Here is a 15,915-nt window from a genome sequence, read left to right as displayed (position 1 = left end):
TTCGCCCGCATCGAGTCGCCCGCATCGGGGCCTGATCCGCTTCGTCCTCAACGCAGCGGATCGAACGGGGACAGCTCGGCCGCGGGCGCACCGGTGGCGATGGCGTCGGCGAGGAGGCGGCCGGTGACCGGGCCGAGGGTGATGCCCCACATGCCGTGCCCGCCGGCGATGAAGACCCGCGGCGAGATGGTCGGGCCGATCAGCGGCAGACCGTCCGGGGTGCACGGGCGTGGTCCCACCCATTCGGCGGCGCGGGTGTCCAGGTCCACCCCGCGCAGCAGGCCGCGGGTCGCCTCGACCACCGCCCGGATGCGCCGCGGGTCGGCCGCCGCGTCCGGATGGCGGAACTCCATCATGCCGGCGACCCGCAGGCCGTCCCTCAGGGGCGTGCAGGCCACCCGGGAGGCGGGGAAGTAGATCGGACCGCTCGGCGGCTGTTCGGTCGCGACCAGGAAGCTGTATCCGCGACCGGCCTGGACGGGAAGGCGGACCCCGAACGGACGGGCCAGCCGGGGAAGCCAGGCGCCGGTGGCGATCACTGCCGCGTCGTAAGGCCCAGCGGGCCCCCCTGGTCCGAGCAACTCCACCCGGCCACCTGCCTCGCGCACCTCGTCGATGGCCATCGCCTCGTGCACGAGGCCGCCGCGTTCCCGGACGCTGTCGGCGAGGGCTGCGACGAAGCGGCCGGGATCGCAGAACCGCTGCCCCTGCACGGATACGACGTACCGGACCTGCTCGGACAGCAGAGGTTCGAGGTCGCGGGCGGCCACCGGGTCCAGCACCTCGGCATCGACGGGCTGGCCGGTCGCCCGGATCTCGGCGAGCTCCGTCAGGAGGGCGTCGAGGCCGGACCGGTCGCGATAGCCGGCCAGGAACGGGGCGGCGGCGCGGGTCGGCGCAGTCACGCCGCCCGCCGCGAGCTCGTCAAAGGCACCGAGAGCAGCGCGGGTCAACGGCACCAGCGCGCGCATGGCGGTTCGCCACCGCGCGGTCGTGCTGTGCCGGACGAATCCGGCGATGAAACGGGCGAGCCCCAGATCGGCGACCGGCGGCACGTACACCGGTGAGTCCGGGCGCAGGAGCACCCGCAGCCCGTAGCGCAGGACCGCGGGCTCCGGCAGGGGCGTCGCGAGCCCCGGGGTGAGCCAGCCGGCATTGCCCCAGGAGGATCCGGCCCCGGCCCAGGTGGGTCCGGCGGTGAGGTGGTCGCGGTCGAAGACCGTCACCCGCCTGCCGCGGTCCTGGAGGAACCACGCCACGCACAGCCCGACCATCCCGCCGCCGATCACCGCGACCTGGTCGGGAACGGCGTGCCCCGGCCGCGGGCGTGACCCGTGCGGCGCGCTCAGCCCCGCGGCGTTCCCGGCCGGTCGGGTCGTGTCCGTCGATTCCGTCACGTCCGCCTCAATCGGGTGATTTCCCACCGCCGCCATTATCCTCCCGCGACGCCGGATCCGCTGTCTACAGCACCACCTCACCGGCCTTCCGACTTATAGTCCGTCGTCGAGTCCCCTCACCGGCCGCCTCGCCCGCGACCGGGGCCACCAGGCCCTGCTCACCGGGCACGGAATCGGCCGGACCCAGGCCGCGGTGTTCCTCGCCGAGCTCGGGGACATCACCCAACCTTTCGTCGCGTTCCGTAGCGACAATGCCATGGGAGCGGGTTGATCTCTAGGTGGTGCGCTGGTGTTCCATGTGGAGCAGCACGAGGCAGGCCTTCACGACGGATCCAATCTTCCAGGGGTCGATCGTGACGTTGCGCAGGACGCTGAAGGTGCCCTTGAGCAGCCCGTTCCCTCGTTCACCGACGGCGCAGCGCATTGTGAATCATGTTGTGCCCCTTGTGCTCGCGGGTCAGGACACCGCCCCTCGGCGCCCCGTCGGGTCGCGTGGCTTGCACAAACACCGCGTCCGCGCCGGCATCCACATAGCGGTTCGCGCGGTTCAAGGCCTCGGCCACGCCGTGCCCGGCCACCAACGCTCCGGTTCGGGTGATCAAGAAACAGCTGGGCTCCAGCCCGCGGCGCGTGGCGCGGAGGCGTTTCTCCTGTTCTTCCACGCTGGCCAGGTCCCGCTCACCGGGGTACAGGCTCGACCGCTTGTCCAGCGTGTTGTCCTCGATGCACACCGCGCTCGCGCCGGCCTGGGAGATTGTCCGCGCCGCCAGGTCTACCTTGCGCGGGCCCCCCGTACCCGGAATCCATGTCCACAACCACCGGATAACGCGTCGCCCTCACCACGGTCCGTACCACACTGGCCATCTCGGAGGAATCCACTAGTCCGAGATCGGGAAGGCCCAGCACGGCGGACACACAGAAACTGCTCACCCAGACGAAGTCGATGTTCTGCTTGTCAGTCACACAAGCGGACAGGCCATCATGCACCCCCAACCCGAGACGTACAGGAGTATCGGTCGAGAACCAGTCGAGTGTCATGTCAGTGCCCTGTCAAATGATTCGGCGGGAAGTTGACCAGAAGATGGACGTGGTCGCGCTCGCCGTTGAACTCGACCAGTTCGGTCTCGACGTCGACGCACACGGCCCGCATGATTTCGTCTAGAAGATCACGGAAAATCTTGTTCCGCGGCTGCTGTGGTCGGGATCCAGCTGTTGTCGCTGGTGCGGGTGAGCCCGAGGTTGACCAGCCGGCGGAGGTTGGGAGCGGCCGCGCGGTGGTGGAGCCAGCTGTCGTTGCGGGCCACGCCGCGGTAGGGCACCCGGCGGTTGCCGTGGGCTGTCAGCCAGGCGATCCCGCGTTCGACCGGGGGCGCCAGCGGCGGTACTCGTCCGGCCAGGCCGGGTCGGTGGCCTCGTGGCGGGCGGCGGCCAGCAGGGCGTGTTTGGGGTGGATGGTGAGGGTTCGCCCGGTTTGGGAGGTGGCGCAACGGTCACGCGGGCAGGTGCGGCACAGGGTCCTGAACTGGTCCTGGCGGTGACCGTGGGCCTGGGGACGCCCCAGAGGGGTGGTGTGTCCGGCCGGGCAGGTGACCGTGGCGGCGGCGTCGAGCAGCCCCAGCCCGCCCGCGGCCTTCCACCGCAGATCACAGCGCAACGCCCGCACCGTCTCGACTCCGACAACCCGTGCAGGCTCCGCGGCACCACCGTGGCCGCCAGCACCTGCGGTGGCATACTCGGCCGCCCGTTCGACGACGGGTACATGTCGGTGAACATCCCCGCCGGGAACAGCACCTCCCGGTGCTCCGCCAGGAACGCGAACACACTGCCTGCCGGGATCAACTCCCGGCAGGTCTCCCACGCATCCGGCCCGACCGGCTCGCCCACCCACTCACCCTGCATGATCCCAACACTGGCGTCGACCACCACACCAGAACCCGGACCCGCAAGATTTTCAGTGATCTTCCACCCGTGCTGCGCGTACAGCCATTCGTCCAGTCAAACCTACGGACGTCGGGTGGACACCTATGGACGGAAAGCGCCGATCTTCAGGTCGGGGGATGCCTACCGGATCTACCGGAGGCCGATCGAGGCCCGCAGGACCTCGCGGTTGAGCGTGGCGATGCTGTCCAGTGGGATGCCCTTCGGGCAGGCGACGGTGCACTCCCCGGTGTTGGTGCACCCGCCGAAGCCCTCGGCGTCCATGGCCTCGACCAGGTTGAGCGTGCGGCTCGCCCGCTCCGGGGCGCCCTGGGGCAGGCTGTTGAGGTGCACGACCTTCGCCGAGGTGAACAGCATGGCCGAGCCGTTGGGGCAGGCCGCGACACAGGCGCCGCAGCCGATGCAGGTGGCGTTGTCGAACGCGGTGTCCGCGACGGCCTTGGGCACCGGGGTGGAGTGCGCCTCGGGGGCGCTGCCCGTCGGGGCGCTGATGTAGCCGCCGGCCTGGATGATCCGGTCGAGGCCGGAGCGGTCCACCATCAGGTCGCGGACGACGCCGAACGCGACCGAGCGCCACGGCTCGACGTCGATGACGTCCCCGTCGGAGAACTCCCGCACATGCAGCTGGCAGGTGGTGGTCCGTTCCCGGGGGCCGTGGGCCTGGCCGTTGATGACCACTCCGCAGGCGCCGCAGATGCCCTCGCGGCAGTCGTGGTCGAAGCTGACCGGCTCCTCGCCCCGCAGGGTCAGCCGCTCGTTGAGCACGTCGAGCAGTTCGAGGAAGGACATGTCCGGGTTCGCGTCGGGCACCTCGTAGGTGACCATGCGGCCCGGTTCGTCCGGTCCGGCCTGGCGCCAGATCCGAAGGGTGAGCTTCACGGTCGGCTCCTCGTACAGTCGTGATCCATTGACCGGTACCGCCTCACGCGTAGTTACGCTGGGCGAGGTGGACGTGCTCGAACTCCAGAACCTCGCGGTGCAGCACCGGCGGGGTTTCCGTGCCGGCGAACTCCCAGGCTCCGACGTAGGCGAACCGGTCGTCGTCGCGAAGGGCCTCGCCGTCCGGGGTCTGGCTCTCGACCCGGAAGTGCCCTCCGCAGGACTCCTCGCGGTGCAGGGCGTCGACACACATCAGCTCGCCGAGTTCGAGGAAGTCCGACACCCGGTTCGCCCGCTCCAGGCTCTGGTTGACACTACCCGCGTCGCCCGGCACCTTGACCTGGCGCCAGAACTCCTCGCGCAGCTCCGGAAGGCGCCCCAGCGCCTTGCGCAGGCCGTCCTCGCTGCGCGCCATCCCGCACTCGTCCCACATGATCTCGCCGAGCTCACGGTGGAACGAGTCGACGGTGCGGTCACCGTTCACGGCGAGCAGGCGGGTCAGCCGGCCCGTCGCCTCGGCCGCCGTCTCCGCGACCGCGGGATGGCTCGCGTCGACCGCGCCCAGCTTCGTCGAGGCGATGTAGTCACCCAGCATGGGCGGCAGCACGAAGTAGCCGTCGGCGAGACCCTGCATCAGCGCGCTCGCGCCGAGACGGTTGGCGCCGTGGTCGGAGAAGTTCGCCTCCCCGATCACGAAGAGCCCCGGAATACTGCTCTGTAGATCGTAGCCCACCCACAGCCCACCCATGGTGTAGTGGACGGCCGGGTAGATCCGCATCGGCACCTTGTAGGGGTCCTCGGCGGTGATCCGCTCGTACATCTCGAACAGGTTGCCGTACTTCTCGCGGACCTTGTCCTCGCCCATCCGCTTGATGGCGTCGGCGAAGTCGAGGTAGACGCCGAGCCCGCCCGGACCCACGCCGCGACCGGCGTCGCACTGGTACTTCGCCGCCCGCGACGCGATGTCACGGGGGACCAGGTTGCCGAATCCCGGGTAGATCCGCTCGAGGTAGTAGTCGCGCTCGTTCTCCGGGATGGTGTCGGGCGAGCGGGTGTCGCCCGCCTTCTTCGGCACCCAGATGCGGCCGTCGTTGCGCAGCGACTCGCTCATCAGCGTGAGCTTGCCCTGGTAGTCGCCGGAGCGGGGGATGCAGGTCGGGTGGATCTGGGTGTAGCACGGGTTGGCGAAGTACGCCCCGCGCCGGTGCGCCCGCCAGATCGCGCTGGCATTGGAGTTCTTGGCGTTCGTCGACAGGTAGAACACGTTGCCGTACCCGCCGGTGGCGAGCACGACGGCGTCGGCGAGGTAGGTGGAGACCTGGCCAGTGACCAGGTCGCGGGCGACGATGCCGCGGGCGTGCCCGTCGATGACGATCAGGTCGAGCATCTCGGTGCGCGGGTGTATCTCCACGCCGCCGGCATCGATCTGCCGGGACAGCGCCTGGTAGGCGCCGATCAGCAGCTGCTGACCCGTCTGGCCCCGGGCGTAGAAGGTCCGCGAGACCTGCACGCCGCCGAACGAGCGGGTGTCGAGCAGGCCGCCGTACTCCCGGGCGAAGGGCACACCCTGCGCCACGCACTGGTCGATGATCTGGGTGGACGTCTGCGCGAGACGGTAGACGTTGGACTCCCGGGAGCGGAAGTCGCCACCCTTCACCGTGTCGTAGAACAGCCGGTGGACCGAGTCGCCGTCGTTGCGGTAGTTCTTCGCCGCGTTGATGCCGCCCTGCGCGGCGATGGAGTGCGCCCGGCGCGGCGAGTCCTGGTAGCAGAACTGGATGACCCGGTAGCCCTGCTCGGCGAGGGTGGCGCCGGCGGCGCCACCGGCGAGCCCCGTGCCGACGACGATCACGGTGTGGCGGCGCCGGTTGGCCGGGTTGACCAGCTTGGCGGTGAAGCGTCGCTTGTCCCAGCGTTGCTCGATCGGCACGTCCGGCGCCGCGGTGTCGGCGATGTCGGCACCGAGGTTGTAAAACGACATGTCAGCCCTTCCCATGCTTCCGGCACCGCGCCACGCAAGGTCGGCCGCGGAGCCGTCGGCTGTTCAATCCACCAGTGCAGTGACCCATCGGTGCAGTGACCCATCGGTGCAGTGACCCATCGGTGCAGTGACCCATCGGTGCAGTGACCCATCGGTGCAGTGACCCATCGGTCCAGTGCCGTGCCGTCAATCCACCAGGCCGGCGAGAACCGACACCGGGACGATCACGAATCCCACCGTGAGGAGAACCGCGAGGACATTGGCGGTGGCCTTGAAAACTCGGTCCCGTTTCGGGTTGTTGACACCGAGGGTCTGGGCCGCACTCCAGAAGCCGTGCTGGATGTGGAGCCCGAGGGAGATCATGGCGGCGATGTAGATGAGCGTGACCCACCACACGCTGAAACTCGACACGACGTTGTCGTAGGCGGCACCTTCGACCCCGTGTCGGTTGAGGGTCAGCGTCGTGAAATCGAGGATGTGGTACACGATGAACAACGCGAGGGTGATTCCACCGTAGCGCATCACATGCGTGGCATAACTGGCCCGGGCTCGTTGGCGGTGGACGTACTTTGTCGGCCGGGCCCGCAGGTCACGCCGGCTGAGCTGGTACGCGGACACCGTGTGCAGGCCCACGGCCAGCACCAGCACGACGCGTTGGATCCATAGGTACCACGTATCGTGCAGGACCGGCTCGCCGATCGTCCGGAGCCAGCCGGCGTAGTGGTCGAAGTCGTCGCGGCCAAAGAAAATCTTCAGGTTCCCGAGCATGTGAGCGATCAGGAACAGGAGCATCAGCAGCCCGGTGACGGCCATCACGGTCTTTTTGCCGATGGTTGACCGCCACAGGTTGCGCAGGACGGACGAAGATCGCGGGGGCCGCGGGGTGGGCGCAGGGGACGCCGACCGCGCCGGGGTTGTCACAGCCACGAGCGCACCCTAGAGCGCACTCCCTCCAGTGGTCCAAGACATGATAAACCTGGACTCGATAGTGCCGTCCTATCGACGTCTACGCTGGCGGCGTGCAGCTCCACCAGCTCGCCTATTTCGTCGCCGTCGCGGAGACCCGGCACTTCACCCGGGCCGCCCAGCGGGTGCATGTCGCCCAGCCGTCCCTGTCCCAGCAGATCCGCGCCTTGGAACAGGAGCTGGGCACACCTTTGTTTAACCGCGCGCGGGGGAACATCAGCCTGACCCCGGCGGGGGAGACGCTCCTGCCGCTCGCCCGGCGCATCCTCACCGATACCGAGACCGCCCGCCAGCGGGTCACCGAGCTGCTCGACCTACGCCACGGCACGGTGCGCCTCGGTGCCACCCCGAGTCTGTGCACCGGCTTCCTGCCCGACGTGCTGCGACTGTTCCACCAGCGGTACCCGGGCATCCGCCTGCTGGTCGAGGAAGGGGGATCACGCGACCTCGTCCGCGATCTGGCCGCGGGCAGCCTGGACCTGGCGTTGATCATCCTTCCGCTGCAGAGCAGCGACCCGGCCCTGGCGACCTCGCCGCTGATCCGCGAGAGCCTGGTCCTCGTCTCGTCGCTGGACGAGCCACCGATCGTCGCCGGACGCCCGCTGACCGTGGCCGATCTGCGTAACCACCCGATGGTGATGTTCCGCCGCGGCTACGACCTGCGGGAGGCCACCGTGACGGCCTGCCGGGAGGCCGGATTCGAGCCGATTTTCGCGATCGAGGGCGGGGAGATGGACGCCGTGCTCGGTTTCGTCGCGGCGGGTCTGGGCAGCGCGGTGATTCCGAGCACGGTCGCCCACCGGCTCGGCATGCGGGTCACCCCGTTCGTGCTCCCGGGGCTGCAACGCACCATCGGGCTGGCGCGTCGCCGCGACGTCGAGCCGACCCGTGCCGCCGTCGAGCTGCAACGGGTCCTGTGGGAGTACCTCCGCGACGCCGCGGCCTCGGGCAACCTTCCCGACGGCACCCGGCTCCTCGCCGGACCGACCTCCGCCGGCACGTGATCTGTCATCTTCGGGCTCTCGTGCAACGTATTCGATGAGGCAGACTTTTCATGGCGTGACGATCAGGTTCTTTTCGCGTGAATCGCCATCGCTTTTTCTGGTTCGGCGTGTGGTCCGCCTGTCCACCGAGCCCATTTTTTCCGCCCACCCGCACGCGATCCGGTCGGGTGGGCTTAAAGTTGTGCGAGCGGTCGTAGATCGGGCGGTTTCCGGTCTACGGGGACTGGCTGCGGGGATGACTGGCTGCGGGGACGACTGTCAACGCGCGGTTCGCGTGAACTGGCGCCAGTGCACAACGGGGGCAGCGTCGGAGCTGCCGTCGACCTCGAACACACGGGAGGCGATATGAACAGCGTCGACATTGCCCTGAAGGAATCGCTCGAGATAAGCGGGGCGCTTGGGGTTGCCCTCGTCGACTTCACCAGTGGAATGACCCTCGGAACGGCCGGTAACACGCATGTGATCGACCTTGAGATCGCCGCGGCCGGAAACACCGAGGTCATCCGGGCGAAGATTCGGACGATGGAGAGTCTCGGGCTTCAGGACACCATCGAGGACATCCTGATTACGCTGGGTCGCCAGTACCATCTGATCCGGTTGTTGCAGAGCCATTCCGGCCGTGGCCTGTTCCTCTATCTGGTGCTCGACAAGCCGCGCGCGAACCTCGCGCTGGCCCGTCATCGGCTGCGCGCCGTCGAGTCGCAGCTCGACGTCTGAGTGCTTCCGGGGCCCGATCGGGCGGCGCGTCCTCGCCACGGGCCTGGTGCCGGCGCGCCGGTGACCGGACGACGGTGATAGGGATATGACGTGAATATGAACGTGCCGGCGCTGCGGATCCGTGGCGGCGTGCTGGTCGGTCCGACGGAGGTCCGTGACGAGGTCTGGGTCGTCGATGGCCGGATCACCTTCTCCGCCCCCACCGGCGCGGCGGCCCGGGACGTACGGACGGTCTCCGGATGGGTGTTGCCCGGCCTCGTCGACGCTCACTGCCATGTCGGCCTCGCCGCGCACGGCGCCGTCGACAGGCCCACCGCCGAGCAGCAGATCATCACCGACCGGGCGGCGGGCGCGCTGCTGCTGCGCGACGCCGGTTCCCCGGCCGACACCCGGTGGATCGATGCCCGTGACGACCTGCCCCGGCTGGTGCGGGCCGGCCGGCACATCGCCCGGCCCCGGCGATACCTCCGCAACTACGCGGCGGAGGTCGAGCCGGCCGACCTCGTCGCCGAGGTCCTCGCGCAGGCCGGCCGGGGCGACGGGTGGGTGAAGCTCGTCGGCGACTGGATCGACCGCGGGCTGGGCGACCTGGCGCCGTGCTGGCCCGCGGACGTGGCGAAGGCCGCGATCGACGCGGCGCACGCCGCCGGAGCCCGGGTCACCGCCCACTGCTTCGCCGAGGACTCCCTCGCGGATCTGGTCGAGGCAGGGATCGACTGCATCGAGCACGCCACCGGTCTCACCGAGCGCACGATCCCGCTGTTCGCCGAGCGGGGGGTCGCCATCGTGCCAACCCTGGTGAACATCGCGACCTTCGAGGACATCGCCGCGGGCGCCGAGGCGAAGTTCCCCGCCTACGCCCGGCACATGCGTGCCCTGTACGCCCGGCGCCATGACACGGTGCGGGCGGCCTACGACGCCGGCATCCCGATCTTCGTCGGTACCGACGCCGGGGGAAGCCTCCCGCACGGGCTGGTCGCCGCCGAGGTGGCCGAGCTTCGCCTGGCCGGGCTGCCGGCGGCGGCCGCGCTCGACGCGGCGACCTGGGGGGCCCGCTCCTGGCTCGGTTATCCGGGCCTGTCCGAGGGCGCCTGGGCCGATCTGGTGGTGTATCCGAGCGACCCGCGGGCCGACGTCGCGGTGCTCGGCGCCCCGGACCTCATCGTTCTGCGCGGACGGCCGGTCTCTGCCTGAACGTCCCCGCGTCCCCCGGGTATGCGGCTGGTCAGCGGGGAGCATCGAGGACCTGCCGGACCTTGTCCAGCAGGGTGCGTTCGGAGAAGGGTTTGGTCAACAGCGATACCCCCGGGTCCAGCTTCCCCTGCGCGGTGAGGACGGGATCGGCGTATCCCGACATGTAGAGCACCCGGATGCCGGGTTGCTGGGCCCGGATGCGGTTCGCGAGCTCCCTGCCCTGCATGCGCGGCATGATCACGTCCGTGAGCAGCAGGTGGATGTCGCCCCGGTGCTCGATCGCGATCGAGCACGCGTCGAGGGCGGTGGAAGCCGCCAGCACCTCGTAGCCGTTGCGGCTCAGGATCCGCCGGGCGACCTCGAGCAACGCGGCATCGTCCTCGGCGATCAGGACCGTCTCGCCGTGCCGGGCGGGCTCGGAGTCGGCCGGTCGTTGCCCGGCCGGATCCTGCGACAGGTTCCGCATAAAATCACCGCAGTAGGTAATTTACCGGTGGCATTTAGTGGCCAGAGGAACCGTAGCATCGCTTTCGGTGAGTCGCCACCGCGCCGGCCAGGCCGCTTCAGCCCGGCCAGGCCGCGGAGGTCACGGCCTGGCACAGGATCTCGGTGAACGGCCGCGGGTCGAGGCCGGCCGCGTCGAGCCAGGAACCGGAGTAATACGTGTCGGCGTACCGTTCGCCGCCGTCGCAGATCAAAGTGACCACGCTGCCGCGGTGACCGGAGGACACCAGCTCGCAGGCGAGCCGTACCGCGCCCCAGAGGTTCGTCCCGGTGGAGGCACCCGTCCGGCGGCCCGTCAGCGTCTCCAGGAACAACATGGCCGCGACGGACGCCGCGTCGGGCACAGTGATCATTCGGTCGACGATGTCGGGGAGGAAACTCGGCTCCACCTGTGGGCGGCCGATGCCCTCGATGCGGGAGTGCCCGCCGGTGACGTGCGGGTCGCCGGTGGACCAGGCGCGGTGGAACACCGAGCCCTCGGGATCGACGACGCACAGCGCGCAGTTGTGCTGCCGGTACCGCAGATAACGCCCGATCGTGGCGCTGGTGCCCCCGGTGCCGGCACCGACGACGATCCAGGTGGGGATGGGATGGCGCTCCAGCGCCATCTGATTGAAGATCGATTCGGCGATGTTGTTGTTGCCGCGCCAGTCCGTCGCTCGTTCCGCGTAGGTGAACTGGTCCATGTAGTGACCGTTCGTGGCCTCGGCCAGCCGCCTGGCCTCCGCGTACACCGTGGTGGCGTCCGCCACCAGGTGGCAGCGACCCCGCTCACGTTCGATCAGGGCGATCTTCTGCGTGCTGGTCGAGGCGGGCATGACGGCGATGAAGGGGAGCCCGAGCATGCGGGCGAAGTAGGCCTCCGAGACCGCCGTCGACCCGGAGGAGGCCTCGACGATCGTCGTCCCCTCCCGGATCCAGCCGTTGCACAGCCCGTAGAGGAACAGCGACCGGGCCAGGCGGTGCTTCAACGAGCCGGTGGGATGCGTCGACTCGTCCTTCAGATAGATGTCCACGCCCCGTTCCGCCGGCCACAGGTGCAGGGGGAACAGGTGGGTGTCCGCCGACCTGTTGGTGTCGGCCTCGACTCGGCGAATGGCCTCCCGAGTCCATCGGACGTCCTGTCTGGTGGGTGCATCACTCATGCCCTTCCCGTTCCCCGGATCATGCTTGGATGAAGATCTTTGTTCTTTCCGCCCGCCTTCGTCGATTCGTTGATCTGTGAGCTGTTTGTCTCTTATGGGTTATCGATGCGGTTGCGGGCTCTGTATCCGCAAGTTACCGGTTCGATGGTCGAGATGCGCCGTCCGTGGGTCGCCCCTACCGTCAAGCTATGCCGGTTACTCAAGGTTCCGGTGTGCTGCCGGCCCGTCGGATCGTGTTCGTCCATGCTCATCCCGACGACGAGACGATCGCGACCGGGGCGACGATGGCCCGCTACGCCGCCGATCCCGACACCCAGGTGGTCCTTGTCACGTGCACGCTGGGCGAGATGGGCGAGGTGCTGGTCCCCGAGCTGACCAACCTGCGGGCGGACCGCGCGGACCAGCTCGGCGGATACCGGATCGGGGAGCTGGAACAGGCGTGTACCGAGCTCGGCGTCACCGACTACCGCTTCCTCGGGGGCGCCGGTCGTTGGCGGGACAGCGGCATGTTGGACAGCCCCGCGAACGACGACCCGCGCTGCTTCTGGCGGGCGAACATGGACGACGCGTCCGAGGCGCTCGTGCGGATCGTGCGGGAGGTCCGGCCGCAGGTGATCGTGACCTACGACGCGATCGGGGACTACGGTCATCCCGATCACATCAGGGCGCACGACGTCACCGTCCGGGCCTTCGCCGACGCGGCCGATCCGGACTTCGCTCCCGACGCGGGTCCGACCTGGCAGGTCTCGAAGTTGTACGAGACGGCGCTGTCCCACTCCGCGGTCGAGTCCGCGGTGGACCGCATCTGGCGGTCCGACCTGGCGAAGACGGTCCCCGAGGGGATCACGATGCCCTCGGACATGCTGCTGTCGGTTCCCGATACCAAGGTCACCACGACGATCGAGGCGCCGGGCTTCTTCGCCGCGAAGATCGCGGCAATGCGGGCCCACCGCAGCCAGATGACCGTGGACGGATTCTTCTTCGCTCTGGTCGACGGGAACGGCCGGTCGGCGAAGGCCACCGAGAACTTCGTGCTGGCCCGGGGGGCGGTGGGCCCGGGCTCGGGTTCCGGCGTGGAAACCGACCTGTTCGACGGAGTGGCGACGCGCTGATGCCGGAACGGACCGCGAACGGACCGCGGGAGGGAATCCTGATGTACACCGGGAACATCATGTACGCCAGGGTCGGGGACCGCCTCGTCGTGCGTAATTCGGCAACAGGTCGTACCGAGCGCCACGGTGTGATACTCAAGATTCGCGGCGAGAGCGGCCGAGCGCCGTTCATCGTCCGGTGGGACGACGGCCGCGAATCGTGGTACATCCCGGCCGCCTATGAATCGGTCGAGCTACGTCCCAGCCGCGACCGGCGGCCCGGCTGAGGACCCCCTCGGGTGGAGGGGTGCCGCCCACTGAATCATTGCCGGCGGGCGGCACCCGGCGTCACCTCCGGAGCCTACTGCCCGGAGTAGAGCTGTTTATAGCGGGCGCCCGCCTGCCGGTTCAGGTAGAGACACGTGGCGCTGAGCGGTCGGTACAGGTTCGAACCGACGTTGTTCGGGTCGCAGTTGTTGAAGTAATACTCGTAGGCCAGCCCCTTGCCGGCATGGGCCACGAACCAGTCGTACATCCACTGGATGTAATTGGCGTTGTCACCGCCACCGTTGTTGCCGCTGGTACTCACCACCCCCCATTCGCCGACGCCGAAGAGCTTGTTGTGCGCGCGGGCGAAGTTGAACCAGTAGTTCAGCCCACCGGGGGCGTTGGCCTGGGCGTCGAACTCGGCCTTTGTCCGGGACGGCGGCCAGTGGTCGTACGCGTCGAGGCCGACCCCGTCCACCCAGGCGTCGCCCGGATACATGTCCATCGGGTTGTGGCTCGGCGGGTTCTGCGAGTAGTGAGCGTTGAGGCACCAGCACAGGGTGGGGTCCGGCTCCGCGGTCGAGTTGATGGCGTCCGCGACGTGGCGCCAGCAGTTGACGTAGTCCTTGGGGTTGGTGGCGGACCATTCGTACCAGTCGCCGTTGCCCTCCCAGGCGATTCGCAGGTAGGAGTTCTGCCGGCCGTAGGCGTTCAGTACGCGGCCGAAGGTCTTCCAGTACTCGTCGTAGGCCCCGGTGGCGCAGGTCGCGTTGCTGGCACCGATGTGCTCCGGGAAGGGGGGGATGGAGATGATCAACCGGCCGGGCCAGTTGGCGAAGGTGCGCAGCAGATCCACCGGCTGGCTGACGTTCGCCCAGCTGTTCCGGGTGGTGTAAAGCAGGGTGAAGTCACAGGGCGCCCCGCGCCAGGTGCAGAACGCCTCCAGGTTCTGCTGGTTCATCACCGGATCGGGATAGGTTCCGGTCAGCCACCCTTTGCCCGAGCGGGGCCCGGCGTAGGACGGCGGGGCCGGCGGCGGGTTCGCTCCGGTGGTGACCTCCGCCCGGTCGAAACCGACGTTGTTGCCCTGCGAGGAGGTGTTGCGCTGCCCGGTATTCGTCAGGGTCAGGGTGTGCGTGCCGGCGGCGAGCTTGTCCGAGCTGTAGAACAGGGTGATGCTCGAGGTCGGCGCGTAGGTGTCGACGTTGACCGGCTGGCCGCCGTCCAGGCGGATCGTGCTGAATCCCCCGATCGGGCCCTTGGCGCCGTAGATGTTGATCTGCGTTCCGCTGAAACGGATCGTGGCGACCGCGCCGGCGGTCGCCGAGTAGTAGAAGCTGTTGTTCGGGGAGGTAATGCAGCCGGTGCACTTCGTCCACCCGGTCGAGTAAGAGACCTGGTTGGTGCCGGTGCCGATCGTCGTGTCCTCGATGGTGAGCGCCGTGGGCACCGGCGGTGTCGGCGGGGGCGGCGCCACCTCGTTGATCGCCTCGGCGCGGTCGAAGGCGACGTCGTAGCCCCGGGACGCGGCATTGCGCTGGTGCAGGTTGGTGATCTGCACTGTGTGGGTGCCCGCGGTGAGCGTGTTCGAGGTGAAGATCGAGCTCGCGACCGCGACCGTAGCGAAGGTGTCGACGAGCTCCGGGGTGCTGCCGTCGATGCTGATCGCGGCCTGGCCGCTCCACGGCCCCTTGACCCCGAAGATGGTCACCCGCGTGCCGATGAACTGGAACGAGGCGACGCTGCCGTAGGTCGACGAGTACCGGAAGCCGTCGTCGAGGGGCCCGGCTATGCACCCGGTGCACCGGGTCCACGTCCCCGTGTAGGAGACCTGGTTGAGCCCGGTGCCGATGGCGCTGTCCTCGATGATCGTCGGGGCCTGCGCGCGGGCAGGTCCGGTCAATGCCCCGGTCATCAGGGCCACGGTGAGGGTGAGTAGCAGCCCGCCGATCCGGTGGCGACGTGCTCGAGTCCGCGCGTGACGGCCGTTCGAATATCTCCTGGGCTGGGACGCTGTCCCGTCCCGTTTGTTCTCTGTGCGCATTCTCCAGTCCTGTCCTGGGTTGTGGAACGCGTGTCGAGCTTGTCGATGAAAGCTGACTCATCAACCAGGAAGGAAGCTAGATCAATGGTTCGCGGGCATGGTCGAACGTCGTTGTCCGGAGATTCGACGCGCACTTCTCCAGGCGTGGGCGAAGACTTGTGACGTCGTCCTTCCCGGCGGTTCGGGTGGAACGTGCACAGCCGGATTGCGCAGATTCTCCGCTCGCGGCGGCGGTGTCACCGGTTCTGGCGGTTCCTTGGGGTCGGCGCAGGAAAATCGTGATCCGTTCGGCCCGGTCGGTCAACGCCCGCGCGGGAATGCCGATACCTTTGTAGCCGAAGGTGCGACCTACCTCCGGTACGCCTGCGGTCTGAGTGCCTGCGGTCAGAGTGCCAGCGGTCAGAGCAGGGTGCCGAAGACCTGCGTCCAGTAGCGACCATACTCGCCGCCGGTGGCCTGCCCGACGCCGATCTGGCGCAGCCGCGGGATGAGGATGTTCGCCCGGTGGCCGGGGCTGTTCATCCATCCCGTCACCACCTCGTCCGCGCTGCTCTGGCCGGCGGCGATGTTCTCGGCGACCTGGGCGTAGCGGTAGCCCAGAGCGCTCACCCGGTCGGACACCGTGCGTCCCTCCGGGCTGGTGTGCGCGAAGAAGCCACGGGTCGCCATGTCCACGCTGTGCGCCTCCGCGGCGGCGGCCAAGCGGTCGTCGACGGTCAGCGGCGCGAGACCCTCCCGGGCGCGCTCGGCATTGGTGAGCGTGACGACCCGCGCGAGCACGAGGGTCA

At 68.8% G+C, this 15,915-nt stretch carries 14 protein-coding genes and 4 pseudogenes; 5 read left to right on the top strand and 13 right to left on the bottom strand.

What is annotated here, in order from left to right; translation table 11 throughout:
• Window positions 1–47: 47 nt before the first annotated feature.
• From BMG523DRAFT_RS07120 to BMG523DRAFT_RS07095, 9 genes and pseudogenes are all read right to left on the bottom strand, one after another.
• Window positions 48–1,424, bottom strand: coding sequence for an FAD-binding oxidoreductase (locus BMG523DRAFT_RS07120; protein WP_043590734.1), 1,377 nt, complete (start codon window positions 1,422–1,424; stop codon window positions 48–50).
• 247 nt (window positions 1,425–1,671) lie between these two features.
• Window positions 1,672–1,873: pseudogene (locus BMG523DRAFT_RS22785) on the bottom strand (transposase family protein); the annotation flags it as partial.
• A gap of 30 nt (window positions 1,874–1,903) precedes the next feature.
• A pseudogene (locus tag BMG523DRAFT_RS26975) lies at window positions 1,904–2,170 on the bottom strand (isocitrate lyase/phosphoenolpyruvate mutase family protein); the annotation flags it as partial.
• Window positions 2,076–2,435: an isocitrate lyase/phosphoenolpyruvate mutase family protein gene (locus BMG523DRAFT_RS27265; protein WP_023840350.1), complete on the bottom strand. Its 360-nt coding sequence runs from the start codon at window positions 2,433–2,435 to the stop codon at window positions 2,076–2,078. The pseudogene BMG523DRAFT_RS26975 and the gene BMG523DRAFT_RS27265, both read right to left, overlap by 95 nt.
• Window positions 2,436–2,457: 22 nt before the next feature.
• Window positions 2,458–2,556, bottom strand: a pseudogene (locus BMG523DRAFT_RS22775) (transposase); the annotation flags it as partial.
• Window positions 2,557–2,563: 7 nt separating this feature from the next.
• A pseudogene (locus BMG523DRAFT_RS25845) lies at window positions 2,564–3,060 on the bottom strand (transposase).
• Between the two features lie 407 nt (window positions 3,061–3,467).
• Window positions 3,468–4,214 carry a succinate dehydrogenase/fumarate reductase iron-sulfur subunit gene (locus tag BMG523DRAFT_RS07105; RefSeq protein ID WP_011437846.1) on the bottom strand — a complete coding sequence of 249 codons (747 nt, stop codon included), beginning with the start codon at window positions 4,212–4,214 and terminating at the stop codon, window positions 3,468–3,470.
• Window positions 4,215–4,257: 43 nt separating this feature from the next.
• Window positions 4,258–6,195, bottom strand: coding sequence for a fumarate reductase/succinate dehydrogenase flavoprotein subunit (locus BMG523DRAFT_RS07100; RefSeq protein ID WP_011437845.1), 1,938 nt, complete (start codon window positions 6,193–6,195; stop codon window positions 4,258–4,260).
• Between the two features lie 186 nt (window positions 6,196–6,381).
• A complete protein-coding gene (locus tag BMG523DRAFT_RS07095; protein WP_349256631.1) occupies window positions 6,382–7,050 on the bottom strand; it encodes a succinate dehydrogenase cytochrome b subunit in 669 nt (222 codons plus the stop codon).
• A 164-nt stretch (window positions 7,051–7,214) separates the two neighbouring features.
• Between BMG523DRAFT_RS07095 and BMG523DRAFT_RS07090 the strand changes: the two genes are divergently transcribed.
• The 3 genes from BMG523DRAFT_RS07090 (at window position 7,215) to BMG523DRAFT_RS07080 (ending at window position 10,076) form a co-directional block, all read left to right on the top strand.
• A complete protein-coding gene (locus BMG523DRAFT_RS07090; RefSeq protein WP_011437843.1) occupies window positions 7,215–8,165 on the top strand; it encodes a LysR family transcriptional regulator in 951 nt (316 codons plus the stop codon).
• 345 nt (window positions 8,166–8,510) lie between these two features.
• Window positions 8,511–8,882: a hypothetical protein gene (locus BMG523DRAFT_RS07085; RefSeq protein WP_011437842.1), complete on the top strand. Its 372-nt coding sequence runs from the start codon at window positions 8,511–8,513 to the stop codon at window positions 8,880–8,882.
• Between the two features lie 96 nt (window positions 8,883–8,978).
• A complete protein-coding gene (locus tag BMG523DRAFT_RS07080; RefSeq protein WP_035909633.1) occupies window positions 8,979–10,076 on the top strand; it encodes an amidohydrolase family protein in 1,098 nt (365 codons plus the stop codon).
• Between the two features lie 31 nt (window positions 10,077–10,107).
• Here BMG523DRAFT_RS07080 and BMG523DRAFT_RS07075 read toward each other — a convergent pair whose 3' ends face one another.
• Both BMG523DRAFT_RS07075 and BMG523DRAFT_RS07070 read right to left on the bottom strand, forming a co-directional pair.
• Window positions 10,108–10,542, bottom strand: coding sequence for a response regulator (locus BMG523DRAFT_RS07075; RefSeq protein WP_011437840.1), 435 nt, complete (start codon window positions 10,540–10,542; stop codon window positions 10,108–10,110).
• Window positions 10,543–10,639: 97 nt separating this feature from the next.
• On the bottom strand, window positions 10,640–11,725 hold the full coding sequence (locus BMG523DRAFT_RS07070) for a PLP-dependent cysteine synthase family protein (protein ID WP_011437839.1): 1,086 nt from the start codon (window positions 11,723–11,725) through the stop codon (window positions 10,640–10,642).
• A 188-nt stretch (window positions 11,726–11,913) separates the two neighbouring features.
• Here BMG523DRAFT_RS07070 and mshB point away from each other — a divergent pair, with 188 nt between their 5' ends.
• The gene (gene mshB / locus BMG523DRAFT_RS07065; RefSeq protein WP_043590713.1) at window positions 11,914–12,837 is read left to right on the top strand and encodes an N-acetyl-1-D-myo-inositol-2-amino-2-deoxy-alpha-D-glucopyranoside deacetylase; all 924 of its coding nucleotides are present in this window, start codon (window positions 11,914–11,916) and stop codon (window positions 12,835–12,837) included.
• A gap of 41 nt (window positions 12,838–12,878) precedes the next feature.
• Window positions 12,879–13,103 carry a DUF1918 domain-containing protein gene (locus tag BMG523DRAFT_RS07060; protein WP_232235012.1) on the top strand — a complete coding sequence of 75 codons (225 nt, stop codon included), beginning with the start codon at window positions 12,879–12,881 and terminating at the stop codon, window positions 13,101–13,103.
• A gap of 74 nt (window positions 13,104–13,177) precedes the next feature.
• Here BMG523DRAFT_RS07060 and BMG523DRAFT_RS07055 read toward each other — a convergent pair whose 3' ends face one another.
• Window positions 13,178–15,127 carry a glycoside hydrolase family 26 protein gene (locus tag BMG523DRAFT_RS07055; protein ID WP_043590711.1) on the bottom strand — a complete coding sequence of 650 codons (1,950 nt, stop codon included), beginning with the start codon at window positions 15,125–15,127 and terminating at the stop codon, window positions 13,178–13,180.
• A gap of 399 nt (window positions 15,128–15,526) precedes the next feature.
• On the bottom strand, window positions 15,527–15,915 hold a 389-nt coding region (locus tag BMG523DRAFT_RS07050), incomplete at its 5' end, for a CAP domain-containing protein (protein WP_134351685.1).

The organism is Frankia sp. BMG5.23 (genome assembly GCF_000685765.2).
GTDB classification, from domain to species: Bacteria; Actinomycetota; Actinomycetes; order Frankiales; family Frankiaceae; genus Frankia; species Frankia casuarinae.
This window is presented reverse-complemented; position numbering and strand designations above follow the sequence as displayed.

What these genes read in the sequence shown, in the direction of transcription:
- BMG523DRAFT_RS07085 (WP_011437842.1), top strand. Translation starts at nt 8,511, where the DNA reads ATGAACAGCGTCGACATTGCCCTGAAGGAATCGCTCGAGATAAGCGGG.
- BMG523DRAFT_RS07075 (WP_011437840.1), bottom strand. Translation starts at nt 10,542, where the DNA reads ATGCGGAACCTGTCGCAGGATCCGGCCGGGCAACGACCGGCCGACTCC.
- BMG523DRAFT_RS07070 (WP_011437839.1), bottom strand. Translation starts at nt 11,725, where the DNA reads ATGAGTGATGCACCCACCAGACAGGACGTCCGATGGACTCGGGAGGCC.
- BMG523DRAFT_RS07080 (WP_035909633.1), top strand. Translation starts at nt 8,979, where the DNA reads ATGAACGTGCCGGCGCTGCGGATCCGTGGCGGCGTGCTGGTCGGTCCG.
- mshB (WP_043590713.1), top strand. Translation starts at nt 11,914, where the DNA reads ATGCCGGTTACTCAAGGTTCCGGTGTGCTGCCGGCCCGTCGGATCGTG.
- BMG523DRAFT_RS07060 (WP_232235012.1), top strand. Translation starts at nt 12,879, where the DNA reads ATGTACACCGGGAACATCATGTACGCCAGGGTCGGGGACCGCCTCGTC.
- BMG523DRAFT_RS27265 (WP_023840350.1), bottom strand. Translation starts at nt 2,435, where the DNA reads ATGACACTCGACTGGTTCTCGACCGATACTCCTGTACGTCTCGGGTTG.
- BMG523DRAFT_RS07055 (WP_043590711.1), bottom strand. Translation starts at nt 15,127, where the DNA reads ATGCGCACAGAGAACAAACGGGACGGGACAGCGTCCCAGCCCAGGAGA.
- BMG523DRAFT_RS07100 (WP_011437845.1), bottom strand. Translation starts at nt 6,195, where the DNA reads ATGTCGTTTTACAACCTCGGTGCCGACATCGCCGACACCGCGGCGCCG.